Here is a 19,576-nt window from a genome sequence, read left to right as displayed (position 1 = left end):
CTATTTAAGCACTTCATAAGATTGTTGGGCAATTTCCAATTCCTCATCTGTTGGAACAATTAAAATCTTAACTTTCGAAGTTGTTGTGTTAATTTCTCTTATTACTTTTTCACGTTTAGCATTTAATGTTTGGTCTAATTCTAATCCCAAAAAATCCATGTTTTTACATACCAGATTCCTCAATACATCCGAATTCTCTCCAATTCCTGCTGTAAAGACAATAGCATCTAACCCATTTAAAATTGCTGCGTAACTACCAATATATTTTTTTATTCGATAAGCATTCATTTGTAAAGCCATTTGACAGTCTTGATTCCCGTTTTCAGCTTCCGCCTCAATTTCTCTTAAATCACTAAAACCAGTTAGACCAAACATCCCGCTTTCTTTCTGCAAAACTTGATTTACTTCTTTGACGCTGTATCCTAATTCATTGATCATGTAAAAAATTATAGATTGGTCTATATCACCACTCCGGGTACCCATAATCAAACCATTCATCGGACCAAAACCTAGCGTATGATCAATGCTTTTCCCATTTTTAACTGCCGTCATACTACAACCATTTCCTAGATGAATAGTGATTATTTTGGATTGTTCTTTTGCAAGATACGAAATGGCCTTTTCAGTGACATATTTATGACTAGTTCCGTGAAAACCATATAATCGAATTTTATTTTCATCTAAAAACTTATTAGGAATGGCATATCTATAAGCCACCTCAGGGATAGTTTGGTGAAATGCCGTGTCGAAAACCGCTATTTGTTTAGCATTTGGAAAAATACTTTCTGCTACTTCGATGCCAATATAATTTGGAGGATTGTGCAAGGGTGCTAAACCAAATAGTTCTTTAATCTTGCTCTTTATTTGCTCGTCGATAACAACAGTATCTGAAAAGTCATTTCCCCCATGCACTACTCTATGACCAACTGACTTGATTTCATCGGCAGAATGTATCACACCGACTTTATGATCCATTAGCAAAGCTGCAATTTTGTTGAGACCCACTTTATGATCAGGAATATCACAGATTTCTTCGTGCGAATGTTTTTCTGTTTTATAAATGATTTTTCCATTTTCAATTCCAATTCTTTCAACCATTCCTTTACAAATGACCTTTTTTTCGGGCATTTGAAACAATTGATATTTAATGGATGAACTTCCTGAATTGATAACTAATATATTCATACTTTTTTTTATCTAAATTAAAATCCCTGTGCTTGGATAGCCGTAATAATAACTGTGTTAAATACATCATCAACGGTACAACCTCTGCTCAAATCATTAACTGGTTTATTTAAACCCTGTAACATCGGTCCAATAGCTAATGCACCGGTTTCCCTTTGAACAGCTTTGTAGGTATTATTTCCTGTATTCAAATCAGGAAAAATAAGAACACTTGCTTGTCCGGCTACTTCCGAATTTGGCATTTTTGCTTGTCCAACTTGCATATCAACGGCAGCGTCGTATTGAATAGGTCCTTCAATTTTTAAATCAGGTTTTTTTCTTTTTACAATTTCAGTTGCCTCGCGTACCTTATTTACACCCTCACCCTTACCAGAATTACCTGAAGAATAAGAAAGCATCGCAACCTTTGGTTCTATGCCGAAAGCTTTACTAGACTCTGCCGAAGAAAGCGCAATTTCAGCCAATTCTTCTGCCGTTGGATTAGGATTGATCGCACAATCACCGAAAACTGATACACGATCTTCTAAGCACATAAAAAATACCGAAGACACAATGTTTTTTCCTGGTTTTGTTTTAATAAATTGTAATGCTGGTCTTATGGTGTGTTGGGTTGTATGAACCGCTCCGGACACCATGCCATCTGCATGACCTTTGTAAACCATCATCGTACCGAAATAAGAAACATCTGACATCAAATCTTTCGCCATATCTCTATTGGCCACTTTCCCTTTTCTCAACTCATAAAGTGTATCTACGTAATCATCAAATTTGTCAGAATGTACAGGATCAATAATTTTAATTTTTTCTAAATCCAGAAGTAATCCTAAATTATCTGCTTGGGCTACAATTTCCTCTTGATTTCCTAAAAGGGTAATTTCGACAATTTGCATCGAAACCAATCGAATTGCTGCCCTTAAAATTCTTTCATCTGAACCTTCGGGAAGAACAATGTGTTTTTTATTTTTCTTTGCCCTAACTACTAAGTTATATTGGAACATCCTTGGTGTTATTCCTTCCGTATTAAACGTTGAAAATTTTTCTGCAATTTCTTCAACATTTACATGCTTTTCAAATGACTCCAGAGAAGTATAAATCTTATCCTTGTTTTCAGCATAAATATGGGATCTGATCGATCCAATTTTATTGGTAGTTTCAAATGTGCCAGATTGAACAGAAATAATAGGTACAATTTGGCTTAATCCCTCTATCAATTTTAGGATAGGTTCTTCCGGAAGAATACCCCCTGTAAGCACAATACCTGAAATTTTTGGATAATTTCTAGATATATTCGCTTGTAAAGCTCCTAAAATAAGGTCGGCTCTATCTCCTGGTGTAATCACTAAACAGTTGTCGAAAATATTGCGTAAAAAATTTCGAAGCTGCATCGCTCCTACCGCAAAACTCCCACTTTGATTGTTTAAATGACTTTCGCCAAAAAGTACTTTGGCATCCAAAACTTCAACCAATTCTTTCATGGTTGGATGATCTAAAGAAGGTATAAATGGGATGGTATAAACCTGCGTAGAAGCAGGAATAACTTGCTTTAAGCGTTGATCAATTTCTTCCCTACTGTCTTGATCAATTTTATTTGCAACCAAAGCAAGTACGGTAACTTCCTTATCATCAAAAGAATCGTATGATAAATGTGCATTACCAATAATTTCATCAATCGTTTTATTCTTTCCATTTGAAACAATGATGGTTGGAATACCTAAGTTTTTCGCAATTAATACGTTAAAATCCAATTCTATAAATAAGCCTTCACCCGAGAAATCTGTTCCCTCTACAAGAATAAAGTCAAATCGATCTTCAAGATTTTTATATTTAGAAATTATCGTATCGATTAGTTCATCTTCTTGATTATTTGCTTTTTTATTAATCACATCTGCACCTGTCACTGCATAACAGTCTTCATACGTGAGATCTAAATCAAAATGAGTAAGCACCGTATTAATATGGTTATCGATTTTTTTATCTGGCGTATTCTCAATTATTGGTCTGAAATAAGCTACTTTATTGGTTTTTCCCAACAATGTACGCATCAAACCTAGGGTGACTATCGATTTACCACTTTCGGGTTCACTTGTAGCGATATATATGGCTTTACTCATTTTTTAAAATTTTTAGCAAAAGTACTCATTTATGAAACATATTACTTGACAAATATCACCTTAGGCTTTATTTCAAAATGGGATAAACGTATATTTTATATAGCTTTATGGGCTATATGATTTATAAATCATGTAATTTAAGTTACATTTATATCAAAAAAATATTGTTCATGCGCACAATCATAAAAAACATAAAAGAACTTGTTCAAATTAGAGATAACCATATTGATCGTATTATAGGTAAAGATATGAAGGTTTTGCCCACCATTAAAAATGCCTATTTGATTATTAAAAATGACATAATCACGGATTTTGGTTTGATGAAAGATTTAAATCATTTAGATTTTGATAAAGAAATAGATGCAACCGGAAAACTAGTTCTACCGAGTTGGTGCGATTCGCATACCCATATTGTTTATGCAGGTAATAGGGAAAGTGAATTTGTAGATAGAATTAATGGTCTGACCTACGAGGAAATTGCTTTAAAAGGTGGAGGAATCTTAAACTCGGCAAAAAATTTACAAGACACATCAGAAGATGAATTATTTGTACAAGCCTCTGTGCGAATTGAGGAAATTATCCAATCTGGTACAGGTGCTGTTGAAATTAAATCAGGTTATGGCTTAGAGATTGGAGCTGAGATAAAAATGCTTCGGGTGATAAATAGATTAGCGCACAAATTTCCCATTGCCTTTAAATCAACATTTTTGGGTGCCCATGCTTTTCCCGAAAGTTTTAAAAATAAAAAAGAGGAATACGTTAAAAAAATTTGTGAAGAGATGATTCCTCAAATCGTCCAACATGATCTAGCCGAATTCATTGATGTTTTTTGTGAAAAAAATTATTTCACTGTAGAACAGATGGAAACCATATTAGAAACAGGTAAAAAATATGGATTGATTCCTAAAATTCATGTCAATCAATTTAACAGTATAGGCGGAGTGGAGTCTGGAGTAAAACATAATGCACTAAGTGTTGACCATTTAGAAATTATGACAGCCGAGGATATAGCGGTATTAAAAGACTCCAAAACAATGCCTGTAGCCCTACCTGCTTGTTCTTTCTTTTTGGGCATTCCTTATACCCCTGCCAGAAAAATGATTGATCAGGGATTACCCTTGGCTCTAGCCACAGATTTTAATCCTGGCTCCTCTCCTACCGGAAATATGCATTTTGTAGTGGCTTCTGCATGTATCAAAATGAATATGACGCCGGAAGAAGCAATTAATGCAGCTACAATGAACGGTGCTTATGCCATGAATTTGAGCCATTCTCATGGCAGTATCAGTATAGGTAAAAAAGCGAACTTAATCATAACAAAACCAATACCTTCCTATCATTTCATTCCTTATGCTTTTGGAAGTAACTTAATCGATCAAATAATTCTAAATGGAAATGTTTATTGATTAATCATTAGATTTTTGCCATATCTCATTCATTGGGTGAGATAATGATATGTTTTCGTACTTTTGCAGCGAATTTAAAATGTTAATCATTGAAAGCAAGAAAAAGTAATCCATGGCACGCTGTAGAAATTGGCGATGATGCTCCCCACATTGTAAATGGAATTATAGAGATCCCTAGACATACAAGAGCGAAATACGAATTAGATAAAGAAAGTGGGCTTCTAAAATTGGATAGAGTTTTATATTCTTCTGTTTACTATCCTGCTAATTATGGTTTTATTCCAAAAACTTATTGTGATGACCATGACCCCCTAGATATTTTGGTCCTTTCACAAATTACTATTGTTCCTCTTTGTATCGTACCTGCAAAAGTTATTGGTGTGATGCGAATGCTCGATGGCGGCGAACATGACGATAAAATCATCGCCGTAGCCGAAAACGATATGAGTGTAAGTCATTATAACGATATTTCTGAATTACCCGATCATTTTAAGAGAGAGATGCAAAACTTTTTTGAAGATTACAAAAAGTTAGAACACAAAACTGTGCAAGTGAAAGAATTTCAAAATGCAGAATTAGCTAGAGAAATTGTAGCACAGAGCATTGTTGATTACCAGAAGTTAATCGCAGAAGAGGAATAATTAAGCTTCTCTTTTCGTTGTTTTCAAAAGATAATTACCCACTTCGCATTCTAAACATCTCTTTTTATCACAATAAGCATGTTTAAGGTGAATAAGTGCTTGTGATCGCATGGCATTATCCGAGATTAACCCGATTTCTTTGAATGACTTGATAAGCTTATTCTTTTCAGGTTTAATTTGTTCCATAATCCCAAAAAGTAAGTCATTATTATGTTGCCCTATTTGTTTGAAATAAACAAATTTTAATGGAATAAATGTGTTGATTACAAGAAGATCAATAAAACTTTTTGTAAGCGTTTTTGCTATAAAAGGAGTCTCTTTTTGAAAAGTATAATGGTTTAACCAAAACGTTGAAACTTTGACTTTAAATAAATTGTAAAAATCATCCAAATTCTCGAGCCTAATTATATTGCTAAATAATCCTTTAACGGTATGAATTAAAGCTGCAAACTGCGCTATTCTTATGGTAGGAAAATTCGGAGGCCTTAATCTCCCAAATTGCATTAATATCGAATAATCTGGTAATTTATATTTGTATTTTAAAAAGTAATATATTTCTAACAATTCATTTTGGTAAGTACCGTGTTCCGCGTCTTTTAAAAGATTTGTTTGCCCAAAAAACAATGCCTCAATACAGATCAAATCATATCTTTCTCTTTTAATCATTGACCAAGTAATTGTTTTGGCCAGATAAAAAAAAGCTTCTCCGTTGACATTTAAACCAAAGTTTCTTGCCAAAAGCATATATAGTGTTTGTTCCCAATCTCCTTTATTGCTTTTCAAAAGATTTTCGATAAATTCAGATTTATGCTCTAAACGTTCTATAAATAACCTTTCTTGCCAATGATTTAAAAACATTGGATCTACACATTTCAGATGTGTTTCGCAAGAAACGAACAAAGGCTTTCCATAAATTAAATCGCGGTAATTATTTAATATTGAAGTATTTGTTAGACGAGATAGTTCTATACAAGGAATAACAATTTTATGTTTGTCAAGTATCTCAGCATCTTTATGCCAAACTACATGTAAGATCACATTATCATAAAACGGATCTTCCTGATGAAGATGCTTGTACCAGTCGGATGCATTGACATGAATTTCAACATTACCGGCCCATACTTGTTCTCCAATCTTAATTTTTGCATTAAAAAAATCAGGCCCACCAAAACTATTTCTAATTCCTGATTGAAGAATAGTAATTTTTTTACCCAGGTTATCCTTTAAATTGTTAATATCAAAGAGTTTGTATTGCCACAAGTAACTCAAAAAATCTTCATGAATTTGCATCGTTTTTTTATTCTTGATGCAAAATCGAACAGCAGGTTAACTTTCTTTATCCAATTCTTCGATTTGAATTGGTAAAACAGGTCCACTTAACTTTTCTTTCCAGTTCGTCCAATTGTACTTTTTCGAAAACAACACTAAAACCAATGGATATACAACAAAAACCGGAATAAAGGTTTCCATTCCTGCCGAAGGCTCAGAAGTATCAACCCAGAGGGCATCTGTTTGAAAAACCATCCAATCGGATGTAACAAGTACGGCAGCAATGATATTATTTGCGGCATGCATACCAAGCGCTAGTTCAGTCCCTTCATCCATTAATGTACAAATACCAAACATCAATCCGGTACCGATATAGTACACCATTACTATTTGTCCAAGTTTCTCTACTTCAGGATTAAATCCGTGTAATAAACCAAAAATAACCGAAGTAAGAATCAATGGCATTAAAGCATTCTTAAACCAAAGTCCAAAACCTTGCATGGCATAGCCTCTAAAAAGAATTTCTTCAAAACTTGTCTGAAACGGCAATAAAGTAAACGAAAGGATAAGCAATATTAGAAATGGAACTGGCCTAAAATTCCATGTATACAATTCTGGTTCTGCTATATAACCTAAAACAAAAAACAAAATTGATATTCCTCCCCAAAGTAAAAAAGCAAAAATCACCCTGTTAAAATCAATACTTTCTCTGCTGGTAATAACTGTTTTAAACGCCCTTTGGTGTATGTATTTCACTCCTAAAAAAAGAAAATACAATCCCAAAATAAACATCAATAATATTAAAAATAAATACAAATTTGCATTTATTCCCAAACCGGCGAATGCATTCTCTGCTGCTTCCATAAAAGTACCTAAATTTCCAGCCTTTACATAAGCAACCACGGTAATCGGAATAATACCAATTACCTGCCAACCAAAAAGCATTAGAAAAAAAGTGAGTAAATAGCGCCACCAATCGTTCTTGCCCAAATAGGCTTGTTGAATAAAACTCATCCTTTTAATTTTTCTTTATGTTTGTTAACAAATCTTGTGGCCAACGATTATATTTATCATCTGGTAAATATAATAATTGGCCCTTTTCTACAATAAGTGGTGAAGAAATATTATTGGTAAATAATCCTCCTGTACCCAAGCCTTGGGGCAAGGAATTATTTAATGTGCTGGTAAATTGTGCAATGGCATTTAACCCTATATTACTCTCTAAAGCTGAAGTAATCCAAAAAGGAATACCCATATTCTCTGCCATATCAATCCATTCTGCACTTCCTGCTGCACCGCCCACCAAACTAGGCTTTAAAATGATAAAATGAGGCTTTATTTTCTCCAAAACTTCACCCTTTTGTTCCTTCTCAAAAACACCTATCAATTCTTCATCTAGGGCAATGGGAATTGGCGAATTTTTGCAAAGCTCTCGCATCATTTTCCATTGTTTTACTGCGATAGGTTGCTCGATGGAATGGATGTCAAAAACAGCTAATCTATTTAGTTTGTCTAAGGCATTTGTTGGCGAAAAGGCTCCATTGGCATCTACTCTAAGGGTGATCTCTTTTTTTGAGAAATGATTTCTAATAAAATTTAACAGATTCAATTCAGACTGAAAATCTATGGCACCAATTTTTAGTTTAAGGGTAGAAAAACCCTGCTCAATTTTTTCTTTTATTTGTTCTAACATATACTCTTTATCTCCCATCCAGATCAAGCCATTGATTGAAATTCCACCCTTTCCTTGCGTAAAATCCGATGGAAACAGCAAAAACGGATCTTGATTCTTAAGGCTTAATAAGGCTTGTTCCAATCCAAACTGAATAGAAGGAAATTCGCGTAAAGACTCAAGTAATTCGTCTTTTGGCAAATGAATATGTTGACAAAGCCATTTGAGTTTTTCTTCATAATCTGGACGGTCATCTGCACTTAAACCTCTAAAAAGTGCACATTCGCCAATACCAAATCTATCTTCATTTTCCAGCACGAGAAAAAAGGTTTCTTTGGTATGTAAAATTCCGCGAGAAGTTCCTGCTGATCTTTTAAATTTGAGTTGATAAGGCTGATACCAAGCAGTAAATGACATAGTATAAATTTACCGCACTAATTTAAGTGAATTATACGAGACAAAAATTAACAATTTTTTTATCTTCGCTCCATGGCCTCGTAGTTCAACGGATAGAATAGAAGTTTCCTAAACTTTAGATCCAAGTTCGATTCTTGGCGAGGCTACTTTCTAATTGTCTTTCATTTGAGACAACAACTAACCAAACAACTTTGATTTGAGTAAATCATTATGATAAATCTAAACCAATAAATTCAACATTTGAGCTTAACTAAACAGTAAACAAAAGCCACGAAAATCTCATTAATTTATAGTTTTAAAAAACTCGGCCAAACAAAGTCGTTATTTTATAATTGAAATAGTCACACAAAAATTTTAAATACTTCATTCATAATCTTGAGCAATTAAATAAGAAAAACAAAAATGATACATCTTATTGTTGGAAATACAGGTTCAGGAAAAACGACCTTTGCAAATGAATTAAAAAGAAATACAAAGGGAATACTTTTTTCTATTGATACTTGGAATAAAACGCTATTTCTGGCTGATAAAAAACCAGAAGATGGATTGGAATGGTTTTTAGAAAGAATTGAAAGAGCAGAGAAAATGATCGAAGGTTTGGTACATCAACTAGAAAATACAAAGATTGATAGTATTTTAGATTTGGGATTCTCAAAATTTGAACATAGAGAAAAGTTTAGAAAATTTGCTCAAATCTATGGATACCGTATCAAAATTCATTTTTTAGACGTCCCAAAAGAAATAAGATGGGAAAGAGTCATGAAACGAAATAAGGAAAAAGGAGATACATTCGAATTTGAGGTTACGAAAGAAAATTTTGAATTTATGGAGACTTGGTTTGAAAAACCAAGCTTGAAAGAGATTGCGAACGATACCTTTATTCGAGAATAAAAAAATGTGAAAATTGAATTTTCGTAGAGGAAATAGCAACGATTTAGAGCAACTAAAAGAATTAGGTGTAAGATCTTGGATACAATTCAAAGAGGAATTGGCAGATAAACATTGGAATGATTTATATAAGACGCTGAGTAATTGGGAGACTTACGCTGATTTACTTAAAATTTCAGATTGTGTGATCTGTGAAAACAATGAAAAAATCATTGGAATGGCATTTTTGGTTTCAAAAGGAAATCCTACAGAAATTTATGACGAAAAATGGTGCCACCTGAGGTTTGTTTCTGTCGACCCTGAGTATAGAGGCAATAAAATTGGAGAAGCTTTAACCAGTATGTGTATAGAAATTGCCACAGAAAATAATGAACAGACAATGGCGCTCCACACCTCTGAAATAATGCATAGTGCCAAACATATTTACCAAAAATTAGGTTTTAAAATTTACAAGGAAATTGATCAGAGATTAGGCATTAAATATTGGCTTTATACGCTCGAACTAGATGAATTTAAAGCTAAATCTAGAAACCAATTATAATTTTCAGTATTTAATCTTTCTTTTATAAATATCAGTTACTAGTTTTTAGAATGTAGTGCAATTCTATTTCCTTCTGTATCAATAAAAACAGCCATATAGCCTATTTCATCAGAAATCAATGTTTTTTTATGGAGTATTGTACCCCCTGATTTTTCAATTTTACCTAATTCATTATCTACATCCCCCGAAGAAAAATAGATCAAAACCCCATCTTTGCTCGGTTTATAAAAATCTTTATGTTTAACCAGGGAACCTGATGAACCGAAAGAATTTGCATCTTCGGCATTGGGAAACCAACCCATTACAAGACCTCCCATGTCATGGATACTTATTTTAACATTAAATACTGTTTCATAAAACTTCTTGGCTCTATCCATATCTGTGACAGGAATTTCAAACCAGCCAACCATATTATGTTTCATAATATTAAAGATTTAGTCAGATTAAACTTTTATATGTTTAGACCTCCGCCTATTGGCAGTAAAATAAGTTCTTTACCTTTTTTCTCAAAAGTTTGTTTTGCTTTTAGATGATCTATTACAATATATCCAAATGTATCGTAATGATATCCCAATATACGGCTACATTCTACAAAATCTGAAGCTATTACCGCACTTTCTATACCCATGGTAAAGTTATCCCCAATCGGTAATACGGCGAGATCTAATTTTGTTTGCATAGGAATTAATTTCATATCCATGGTCAAAGCTGTGTCTCCTGCGATATAAACATTTCCTTCATCGGTTTTTAAGATAAAACCACCGGGTTGACCGCCATAACTACCATCTGGAAAAGAGCTCGTGTGAATAGCATTTACATAAGTCAGTTTTCCAAAATCAAATTGCCATGAACCTCCATGATTCATAGGATGACCTGAAAAACCCAAGTTTTCATAATACGACACTATTTCAAAGTTTGAGACAATTTTTGCTTTGGTTCTTTTCGCTATTCTTTCGACATCTAAAATATGGTCTTGATGTGCATGCGTGAGTAAAATATAGTCTGCTTCTAATTGGTCTAGATCTATTTCTTTTGCCAATTCGTTGGCAGAGATAAAAGGATCAACGACGATGTTTTTACCACCAACTTCAATCGCTAGAGAAGCATGTCCGAGATAAGTAATTTTCATGGTTAATTATTTTTACCCTAAATTTAATCAACTCGTCTCAAAATTGAATAGATTTTCTTCTATTTTATTGAAAAACATATGAAAGATTGATGAAAAAGTTCCTACCCATTCGCGGAATGTTGTTCCAATCTGTGTAGGTTGAATAATTGACATCAAAAATGTTTTCAACCCCGGTTTTTAAAAAAATAGTGTTTTTTCCTAAATAGAAATTATAAGATCCATTTAAATTGCACACGGCATAAGCCTCTGTTTGATTTTCTCCAAATTCAGGACTGAAGTTTTTCTGCTTACCAGCGCCATTAAGGATAAATTCGGCATCAAACATGTTTTTTTTAAAATGAAAGCCAACTTGGTACGTAACAGGACTAATCAAAGGTAAATTTTCACCATCCATATCTTGTCCTAAGCTGTAACCCACTTTGGCCATTAAATGCCAATTAAGTAAAAAGGAATAATCTGCGTTTACAGAGGTATTCCAGATCGTAGCATAATCCAAGGCAGAATATATTTTCACTCCATCAGCACCAATGGTCATTTCACTTAAAACAGGGTCGACAACACCCAGAATATAATCTTTGATATAAAAAAATGACGTCTCTAAACCTAGTCCGAAATTTTGCTTTTTATAGGCTAATTTGAAATTAATTTCTGTGGATTTTTCATTGCCTAATTCTGGATTTCCGATATAATCAAAATTATCAAAACTATTAAACAAATAAAAACCATAAGCCTCCGAAACACTTGGCGCTCGTTGACCGTGACCCAAACCAGCCATCCAATCAAAATGATTTAAAACTTTAGTGTAAGTTGAATTAAAGCCAAACAAAAATCTTTCTTGACTTCTATCCATATTAGGATAAAATATTTTCAAACTATTAAATCCAAAATCATCTGCAATATTTTCATGTTGTCCTCCAATTCTAAGATGAAATTTTATTTGATCAGCAGAATTTAAAGTCCAAATATCCTCTAAAAACAAACCTGTATAAAAGGTTTGGACATCTGGCCATGTGAGCATAAACATTAAAGACTCCTCAGGATCATTCGGATACATCGTCATTTCGGCTTTCGATCTATTGTAGTACCCATTAAAATTTGTCAAAATTTGATGCTTATTCTTTTTACTTTTTGCCTTTGCATAAAACCCAAAAGTATCACTCCAGCCCGGCATATCCATATGAATTGGCGTATCTGGTCTATTTGTATCATCCATTACATGTTCTATGGTATTAAAATACACCTTCGATTCAAAATCGTAAAATAGCGCGTCTAAATTTTTATATTCATAGCTTAATGAAGCTATTATCGCCTTTGCCAAAGAAACGTCCATCGTTAGTGCAGGATATCCAACGTCATTGGCCTGATCATAAATAAATGTGCCTACCAAAGCACTTTCCTCAGTTAATTTCATGCCTGAAGCCAAAGAAACATTGAATTTCTGGTATTGAGAAAACTGAACTTTTTCTCCCCCTCCTGCATAATAATTATCAGCGTTTCTATACAAAAAATCTGTATTAATAAAGTATTTTTGGCGGGAAACATTATACTCTGCGCTCATTATTTTTGCTCTAGGATTTGATTCATAACCAAGATCCAAACCAAAATTTTGCTTTGGTCCTCCAAAATAACTTTTTTGTAAAACCAAATCAACACCACCGCCAATTGTTGCGCCGTTCTCCAGACCTTGTTGACCAGAGTTGACATGAATTTCTGACAAATTAGAGACATCAACATAAGAAGTGATAGGATCCATTTTATCAGTACAAGCACCGAAAATCTGCATCCCGTCTATGGTAACCGAAAGTCTTTCAGAAAGCATATTGTTCATGGCAGGTTCCCAGGCATAATTCCCTCTTTTGATCATATTGATTCGTGTAGATTTTTCTAAGAACTCATCAACTGTTGAAAGTGGCTTGGCTTGTTTCTGATTAAATATATCTTGTTGACTTACAAGAATAATCTCTTCTAGACTAATTGGTAATATTGAGTCTTGTTCTTTTTCTTGAGCTTTTGCATGACTCACAACAAAAAGAAATACAAGGATAAAGTATCGTCTGTACATCACTGTGTCATTAAAAGAATTGAAAGGCCTTAAACAATCTTTTAATTTGCAAGACCTTTCATGTTTGATTCCTTGTTTAAAACTCTATCTCTAAATACAAACTACTAGCTTCGTTTGTATCTGTTACTTCCTCGCCTTTAATAAGTTCATTATTTGCATTGAGTAACTTGAGGTTAAGTTTCCAATATCCTGTCATGGTAAGTGACAACATTCCGTCATAACATCGCTCGATGCTATTAAAATGTAGGTCTTCATTGTTTGGAGAAGAGTGGTTTCCCATACTAGGCATCCTTGGATCTAATTCGATCTTATAGTTTTCGACCACGGGAAAACTCATCATATTCTCCATTTTATATAGCCCCATACTCAACTCATTAATAGCTACTTCTGGTTCTTCTGGTTTTATATAGGCTAAAACATAACGCACCTCATCACTACCTGTAAAAACAGTAACATTTTTCAAATCAGTTTTTAAAACATTGATGTCATCCGATATTTTGAAGGTTTCTCCATTCACTGTATAATCGATAGTTAAAGACCAACCTTCTGTATCATTCCCTGGCATTTGGAACACGATAAAGCCTTCATATAAAGTATTGAATTCCGATTTTTTTGAAACAATTGAATAAGGGCAAGAATGCATCATACTTGTCATGTGCATTAGAGGTTTCCAAGTAATTTGTGCATTCTCGACGTATTTATTGGATGCTTTATCCAAAATTCTAAGGGTGATGTCATTGTATCCGGTAAAGAGCATTCCGCTAGATGTATAAGCTTCTACTACATGTGAATTATTTGAGAATTCTTTGGCTTTGAACAAACCTTGAAGCTCGTTTTTTGAGTTTTCTTCAGAGTCATTACTACAAGAAATTAGCAAAAGAGATAAGATAATAGGTAAAATATATTTAATAGTTTTCATAATTTTTTAATTTTTTGAACAAACAATAGGCTACACAGCTATCTAAAAATGAAGACAGCGCAATAAATTCAAACTAGTGAATAATAAAAAATGATGTAAAAACTATTAAAGTTTTGGTGGTTTAAACAGGCGGGAAATATGATCTAACGGAGATAATTGCTCATAGAAAATAATTAAGTTTTGGCTTTCACTAATGTAATCTATGAACATGTAAAAGGAGCCAATTACGACAAAAACTGGGAAAAGTGAAACATCCAATTTCGGTGGTATTGTCTTATTATGCTGATGATCTAACAAATCAGTTGCCTTGTTTATCTGCTTTTCTAAATAACACTTTCCATTACAAGTTAAAATAGGCTTGTCTTTGTTTTCACACATCACCTCAGAGATGTATTCATAATGCATGAGATAGTCAAACACAGGTAAAAATGGTCCTAAGAGGGACAATAGATACAAGTTCAAAAAAAGATGAGTGATGACTAAATTTTTCATTTCAAAAAATAATAGTGCAAAGGAGATAATTTAGTCTTTTATTTCAAATGATTTTTATCATACATTATAAAATCTGTCCGATCCCGAATAAGACTGCAAATAAAAAAGTGCTGAGTGCTAACTTTTTTAGTTCAGGATCAAATTTCTTGGGAGATTTATTGTTCCAAACCATTTTGGCATGGAAAAAAATGGGAATAAATGCAATTACAAATAAAAACTGATAATAAGATTTAGGATTTAAGACATTGTAAACCAAAGCAAATAAGAAAGCAGAACCCAATAAATAGATGTGATAATACTTTGCAAATTCAGAACCTATTTTAACCACCAAAGTATTTTTCCCTGAGTTTTTATCTGAATCAATATCTCGCATATTGTTCAAGTTCAGTACACCAGCAGAAAGTAATCCAATAGAAAAGGCGGGTAAAAATATGTCGATTGGAAGTCTTTTTGCGAATAAAAAATAAGCACCACATACGCTCAGTAATCCAAAAAAAAGAAAAACGAATATATCTCCAAAACCTGCATAACCATAAGCGTTTTTGCCGACAGTGTATTTTATTGCCGCCACGATACTTGCAATTCCCAACCCAAAGAACAATAATGCATAGCCGAGGTAAGATTCTCTAAACGAAAAATAGATCAGAGCAATGGCTGTAATTAAGGTGATCACTATGGTAATCCACATCCCCTTTTTCATTTCGGCCGGACTAATAGCTCCCGTTTGAATCATTCTTTTAGGGCCTATTCTTTGTTCGTTATCCGTTCCTTTCAATCCATCTCCGTAATCATTGGCAAAATTGGAAAGAATTTGAAATCCAATTGTTGTTAGTATGGCCAAAAAGAAAATCGTTGGATTGAAGCAATCATTAGATACAGCCAAAAATCCAGCAACAATAATGCCTGAAACAGATAGCGGCAATGTTCTCAAACGAGCGGCATTGATCCATTTATTTTGTGCCATAAAGCTTATAATTATTCGGCTTTAATCCATTTTTCACCACTAAGTTGCAGTGCCTCAGCCATATTGATGGGTTCTCCATAAGATTTAGCAATAATAAAACAATCCTTAAAACCCATTCTTTTTAGGTCATTTCTAAGCTCAAATGCCTCTTTGTAGGTACTAAATTTTCCGAGGGCATATTTATTCATTCCATCCTCCATAAATTCAGACATTTGTGCCATGTCTTCTGAAATTAAGTTACTTCCAAAACTAGTATAAGCACCAATCTGAACACTATATACCAAGGGAAGGTTGTTTATACTAAATGAACTTTCTCTATCAAATTTTGTAGATTTCATTTGTAAATTATGCAATGAATCTGTCTCGATTATACTCAAATTGTTTCGGATCAAATACTCTTCAGAAACCCTTTCTTCTTTAGGTAAAAAAGACCAAATGAATAAAAGCAATAATAAAACGGACAATATGCTCAATAAAACTCTATGACGCTTAATTATAGATACTTTGTGTTCTTCTTCTTGTAAAGCTGTAGCCAAAGCATCAATAGTCTCTTTTGACTTTTCAACTTCGTTGTATAGATTCGTTAAATCGTTTTCGTTAACGTAAGGCATATTCTATATTATCAATTATCTATAAATCTTTTGCATTAGCAATTAATTCTGCAATATCCATGACAGAAACATTTGCTTCCATTTCTTTATTTTTAATTCCATCCGTAAGCATTGTATTGCAAAATGGACATCCAGTCGCTATGGTGTCAGGTTTTAGTGCTAATGCTTCTTCTGTTCTTTCTATATTGATATCTTTATTTCCTTTTTCAGGTTCTTTAAACATTTGTGCTCCTCCGGCTCCACAGCATAAACCATTAGATTTACATCTTTTCATTTCAACCAACTCCGCATCCAACTTTTCTAAAAGTAACCTAGGTGCTTCGTAAACATCATTTGCTCTTCCTAAATAACAAGGGTCGTGAAATGTAATTTTCTTACCTTTAAAAGAAGCTCCCTCAATTTTTAATCTTCCCGAATTCAATAAATCGAGTATTAGTTCTGTATGATGAATTACTTCATAATTACCGCCTAATCCAGGATATTCATTTTTTAGCGTATTGAAACAATGCGGACAGGCAGTTACAATTTTCTTCACTTCATAGCCATCTAAAACCTGAATATTCATCATCGCCTGCATTTGGAACAAAAACTCATTTCCTGCTCTCTTTGCAGGATCTCCAGTACAACTTTCTTCAGTCCCTAAAACCGCAAAATTGACATTGGCTTTTTGTAAAATTTTTACAAAGGCTTTTGTAATCTTTTTAGCACGGTCATCAAAACTTCCAGCGCAACCCACCCAAAATAAAACTTCAGGAGATTTACCTTGGGCCATCATTTCGGCCATAGTTGGAACTGACATATTTATCTTGTTAGATTCCATAAAGTTATTCATTTTTCCAATTCAAACGATCCATCTGACTATATTGCCAAGGTGCTCCGTTGTTTTCAATGTTAGTCATTACTGCATTTAATTCCTGAGGAGCAGCAGATTCTTCCATGACCAAATATCTTCTCATATCCATAATAATGGATAATGGATCTATTTCTACCGGACATTCTTCAACACAAGCATTACAACTCGTACAGGCCCATAATTCTTCATTTGAGATGTGTGAAAAAAGCGATTTTTCATCTTCAACAAATTTTCCATTCACATCAATATTTTTCCCTACCTCTTCTAACCTATCTCTTGTTTTCATCATGATGGCCCTAGGTGAAAGTTCCTTACCGGTTAGATTCGCAGGACAAACCGAAGTGCATCTACCACATTCAGTACAGGTATATGCATTGAGTAATTGGATCCAAGTTAAATCTGATACATCTTTTGCGCCAAATCTTTCAATGGGCTTATTCGGATCTGGGGCCGCATAAGGATCAGCATTGGGATCTAACATAAGTTTTACTTCATCCGTAACCGATTGAAGATTATTGAATTTCCCCTTCGGATTTAAATTGCCAAAATATACATTTGGAAATGCAAGTAGAATATGTAAATGCTTTGAAAAATACAAATAGTTTAAAAAAATGAGAATTCCGATAATATGCAACCACCAAGCTCCTCTTTCGATTAACACTAATGTCCCTGCATCATCAGTCAATAATTTTGAAATATGTTTGCTGATTGGATATGCTCCTGCTTGGTTGTAATGGTAAGAACCAAGTTGTTGCAAACTATAATCTGCCGCATTCATCAAAAGAAATAAGGACATTAAAACCATCTCAAAATACAAGATATTCAAAGCATCATTCTTTGGCCATTTGGTCATTTCTTTGTTCCAAAATCTAGGAACTCTTAAGACCACTCTCCTCATCCAAAAAATAATGACAGAAGCCAATACCAAAAACGCTAATATTTCGAATGAACCGATTAGAAAATCATATACTGGTCCTAAAAAAGAAAAAATTCGATGTGTTCCAAATAAACCGTCAATAATAATCTCAAGTACTTCGATGTTAATGATTAAAAATCCAACATAAACTATAATGTGTAAAAAACCAGAAACGGGTCTAGATACCATCTTAGATTGACCTAAAGCTACTCTCACCATATTCTTCCAACGCAAGGATGATTGGTCTGATCGGTCTAGTTCTTTACCCAAACGTATGTTTCTGATGAGTTTCTTTACATTTTTGACAAAAAAGAAAACCCCACCGAAAAGGATGATTGCAAATAAAATATTTGGAAGAAATTGCATGTAATTTTTTATCTATATAAGCTATTTTAAATCAATTAATTATACTTTAAAAAAATGTTCCAAAACAAAATTTTACAAAGTACTAATTACCCACATAAAACTACTAAAATTCAATTGTAAATCATATATGTGAACGCGAATTTATAAAAACTTATTAACCGCTTAATTCTGTTCTTTAGTTTCTTCGTATGACTTCTCTTTTTTACCAAAAACTGAAAAATGAACATATCTTTTTGGATGTTCTTTCATATCCCTCAACAACTCTTCAAGTTCCTTTGTAGCTGCCTCTAAATTATCGTATAAACTTTCGTCATGCACGAGTTTTCCAATACTTCCTTTTCCTTTATTGATACTATCCATCAAAACATTAAAATTTGAAACAGTCTGATCAAAACTTCTCAAAGTTTCGGAAATATTCGCATTTTGTAAAGAATCACTCAAAACAGAAAAATCTTTCATAGCAGAATTTGCATTGTACAAGATACTATCTATTCTTGCGGAGTTATCACTTAACAAACTTTCAGCTTCTCCGGATAAGCCTTTAAATTTAATTAAGGTATAATTTAAATTATCCAAAGATTTCGATAGTACTTCTCTGTTTTTGTTGTCCAATACCTTATTTACATTGGCCATCACTGTATCAGCATTCACAATAAAACTTTCTACTTTGCTCTGAAGTGGGGCAATTTGCTCATTAATCATCCCAATAATATCTTCTGAAACCTCTCCTCTCAATGTATCACCATTTTCGGCCAAAAACTCATCTTCGACGAGCTTTAAACGGAGGGATTTACCACTTATAAAATCAGGACTATATATTTCAGCTATGGTGTTCTTAGAGAAATTTATGTCATCTGTCATTAAAATATGAACAACCAAAGAACCTTTTTTTATGGGATGAAAGGTTATATTGGAAACCCTTCCTACTTTCAATCCATTAATGGTTACCTGGCCATTTGGACTCAAACCCTGCACATTATCATATACTGCATAAAAAGTTCTATCCTTACTCATTAAAGAACTGTCTTTAAGGTAATTGTAACCCCAAATAAACAATACAATAATTAATACGGCTATGATTCCTGTCTTAATTTCTCTACTAATTTTCAAAAGTGGCAAATTTTAAACAATATT

At 33.4% G+C, this 19,576-nt stretch carries 19 protein-coding genes and 1 tRNA gene; 5 read left to right on the top strand and 15 right to left on the bottom strand.

Annotated elements, in window-relative coordinates; genetic code table 11:
- Nucleotides 1–1,185 (bottom strand): acetate/propionate family kinase, encoded by a 1,185-nt coding sequence (locus tag ACFQ39_RS10400; protein WP_377178766.1) that lies wholly within the window; start codon nucleotides 1,183–1,185, stop codon nucleotides 1–3.
- A 17-nt stretch (nucleotides 1,186–1,202) separates the two neighbouring features.
- Nucleotides 1,203–3,296, bottom strand: a complete 2,094-nt coding sequence (pta, locus tag ACFQ39_RS10395) for a phosphate acetyltransferase (RefSeq protein ID WP_377178764.1) — start codon at nucleotides 3,294–3,296, stop codon at nucleotides 1,203–1,205.
- Between the two features lie 170 nt (nucleotides 3,297–3,466).
- Between pta and hutI the strand changes: the two genes are divergently transcribed.
- Together hutI and ACFQ39_RS10385 are read left to right on the top strand one after the other, a co-directional pair.
- The gene (gene hutI / locus ACFQ39_RS10390; RefSeq protein WP_377178762.1) at nucleotides 3,467–4,702 is read left to right on the top strand and encodes an imidazolonepropionase; all 1,236 of its coding nucleotides are present in this window, start codon (nucleotides 3,467–3,469) and stop codon (nucleotides 4,700–4,702) included.
- Nucleotides 4,703–4,791: 89 nt separating this feature from the next.
- Entirely contained in the window at nucleotides 4,792–5,343 is a 552-nt protein-coding gene (locus ACFQ39_RS10385) for an inorganic diphosphatase (RefSeq protein WP_377178760.1), read from the top strand.
- Here ACFQ39_RS10385 and ACFQ39_RS10380 read toward each other — a convergent pair whose 3' ends face one another.
- Genes ACFQ39_RS10380 through menC form a run of 3 tightly spaced genes read right to left on the bottom strand, consistent with a single transcriptional unit; the run spans nucleotide 5,344 to nucleotide 8,701 of the window.
- Nucleotides 5,344–6,633 (bottom strand): DUF2851 family protein, encoded by a 1,290-nt coding sequence (locus ACFQ39_RS10380; RefSeq protein ID WP_377178758.1) that lies wholly within the window; start codon nucleotides 6,631–6,633, stop codon nucleotides 5,344–5,346.
- 36 nt (nucleotides 6,634–6,669) lie between these two features.
- On the bottom strand, nucleotides 6,670–7,626 hold the full coding sequence (locus ACFQ39_RS10375; RefSeq protein WP_377178756.1) for a CPBP family intramembrane glutamic endopeptidase: 957 nt from the start codon (nucleotides 7,624–7,626) through the stop codon (nucleotides 6,670–6,672).
- A gap of 4 nt (nucleotides 7,627–7,630) precedes the next feature.
- Nucleotides 7,631–8,701: an o-succinylbenzoate synthase gene (menC, locus tag ACFQ39_RS10370; protein WP_377178754.1), complete on the bottom strand. Its 1,071-nt coding sequence runs from the start codon at nucleotides 8,699–8,701 to the stop codon at nucleotides 7,631–7,633.
- 74 nt (nucleotides 8,702–8,775) lie between these two features.
- On the opposite strand from menC, the gene ACFQ39_RS10365 reads away from it, so the two are divergent.
- The 3 genes from ACFQ39_RS10365 (at nucleotide 8,776) to ACFQ39_RS10355 (ending at nucleotide 10,130) form a co-directional block, all read left to right on the top strand.
- Nucleotides 8,776–8,847 (top strand) — tRNA-Arg (locus tag ACFQ39_RS10365).
- Between the two features lie 256 nt (nucleotides 8,848–9,103).
- Complete coding sequence (locus ACFQ39_RS10360; RefSeq protein WP_377178752.1) at nucleotides 9,104–9,592, top strand: AAA family ATPase; 489 nt, start codon at nucleotides 9,104–9,106, stop codon at nucleotides 9,590–9,592.
- A 13-nt stretch (nucleotides 9,593–9,605) separates the two neighbouring features.
- The gene (locus ACFQ39_RS10355) at nucleotides 9,606–10,130 is read left to right on the top strand and encodes a GNAT family N-acetyltransferase (RefSeq protein ID WP_377178750.1); all 525 of its coding nucleotides are present in this window, start codon (nucleotides 9,606–9,608) and stop codon (nucleotides 10,128–10,130) included.
- A gap of 38 nt (nucleotides 10,131–10,168) precedes the next feature.
- Here ACFQ39_RS10355 and ACFQ39_RS10350 read toward each other — a convergent pair whose 3' ends face one another.
- The 10 genes from ACFQ39_RS10350 to ACFQ39_RS10305 all read right to left on the bottom strand — a co-directional run bounded on the left by ACFQ39_RS10350 (nucleotide 10,169) and on the right by ACFQ39_RS10305 (nucleotide 19,552).
- A complete protein-coding gene (locus tag ACFQ39_RS10350) occupies nucleotides 10,169–10,552 on the bottom strand; it encodes a VOC family protein (protein ID WP_377178748.1) in 384 nt (127 codons plus the stop codon).
- 29 nt (nucleotides 10,553–10,581) lie between these two features.
- Nucleotides 10,582–11,259: a metal-dependent hydrolase gene (locus ACFQ39_RS10345; RefSeq protein WP_377178743.1), complete on the bottom strand. Its 678-nt coding sequence runs from the start codon at nucleotides 11,257–11,259 to the stop codon at nucleotides 10,582–10,584.
- A 64-nt stretch (nucleotides 11,260–11,323) separates the two neighbouring features.
- Nucleotides 11,324–13,321 carry a TonB-dependent receptor gene (locus tag ACFQ39_RS10340; RefSeq protein WP_377178741.1) on the bottom strand — a complete coding sequence of 666 codons (1,998 nt, stop codon included), beginning with the start codon at nucleotides 13,319–13,321 and terminating at the stop codon, nucleotides 11,324–11,326.
- 76 nt (nucleotides 13,322–13,397) lie between these two features.
- Nucleotides 13,398–14,240, bottom strand: a complete 843-nt coding sequence (locus tag ACFQ39_RS10335) for a hypothetical protein (RefSeq protein ID WP_377178739.1) — start codon at nucleotides 14,238–14,240, stop codon at nucleotides 13,398–13,400.
- 105 nt (nucleotides 14,241–14,345) lie between these two features.
- Nucleotides 14,346–14,687, bottom strand: a complete 342-nt coding sequence (locus tag ACFQ39_RS10330; RefSeq protein ID WP_377178737.1) for a hypothetical protein — start codon at nucleotides 14,685–14,687, stop codon at nucleotides 14,346–14,348.
- 109 nt (nucleotides 14,688–14,796) lie between these two features.
- Complete coding sequence (locus ACFQ39_RS10325) at nucleotides 14,797–15,696, bottom strand: 1,4-dihydroxy-2-naphthoate polyprenyltransferase (RefSeq protein WP_377178735.1); 900 nt, start codon at nucleotides 15,694–15,696, stop codon at nucleotides 14,797–14,799.
- Between the two features lie 11 nt (nucleotides 15,697–15,707).
- On the bottom strand, nucleotides 15,708–16,307 hold the full coding sequence (locus tag ACFQ39_RS10320; protein WP_377178733.1) for an SPOR domain-containing protein: 600 nt from the start codon (nucleotides 16,305–16,307) through the stop codon (nucleotides 15,708–15,710).
- A 19-nt stretch (nucleotides 16,308–16,326) separates the two neighbouring features.
- Complete coding sequence (locus tag ACFQ39_RS10315; protein WP_377178731.1) at nucleotides 16,327–17,106, bottom strand: (Fe-S)-binding protein; 780 nt, start codon at nucleotides 17,104–17,106, stop codon at nucleotides 16,327–16,329.
- 25 nt (nucleotides 17,107–17,131) lie between these two features.
- Nucleotides 17,132–18,442, bottom strand: a complete 1,311-nt coding sequence (locus tag ACFQ39_RS10310) for a 4Fe-4S dicluster domain-containing protein (protein ID WP_377178729.1) — start codon at nucleotides 18,440–18,442, stop codon at nucleotides 17,132–17,134.
- Between the two features lie 162 nt (nucleotides 18,443–18,604).
- Entirely contained in the window at nucleotides 18,605–19,552 is a 948-nt protein-coding gene (locus tag ACFQ39_RS10305) for an MlaD family protein (protein WP_377178727.1), read from the bottom strand.
- Nucleotides 19,553–19,576: the final 24 nt, after the last annotated feature.

Origin of the sequence: Namhaeicola litoreus, assembly GCF_042679565.1 — a bacterium.
GTDB classification, from domain to species: domain Bacteria; phylum Bacteroidota; class Bacteroidia; order Flavobacteriales; family Flavobacteriaceae; genus Namhaeicola; species Namhaeicola litoreus.
This window is presented reverse-complemented; position numbering and strand designations above follow the sequence as displayed.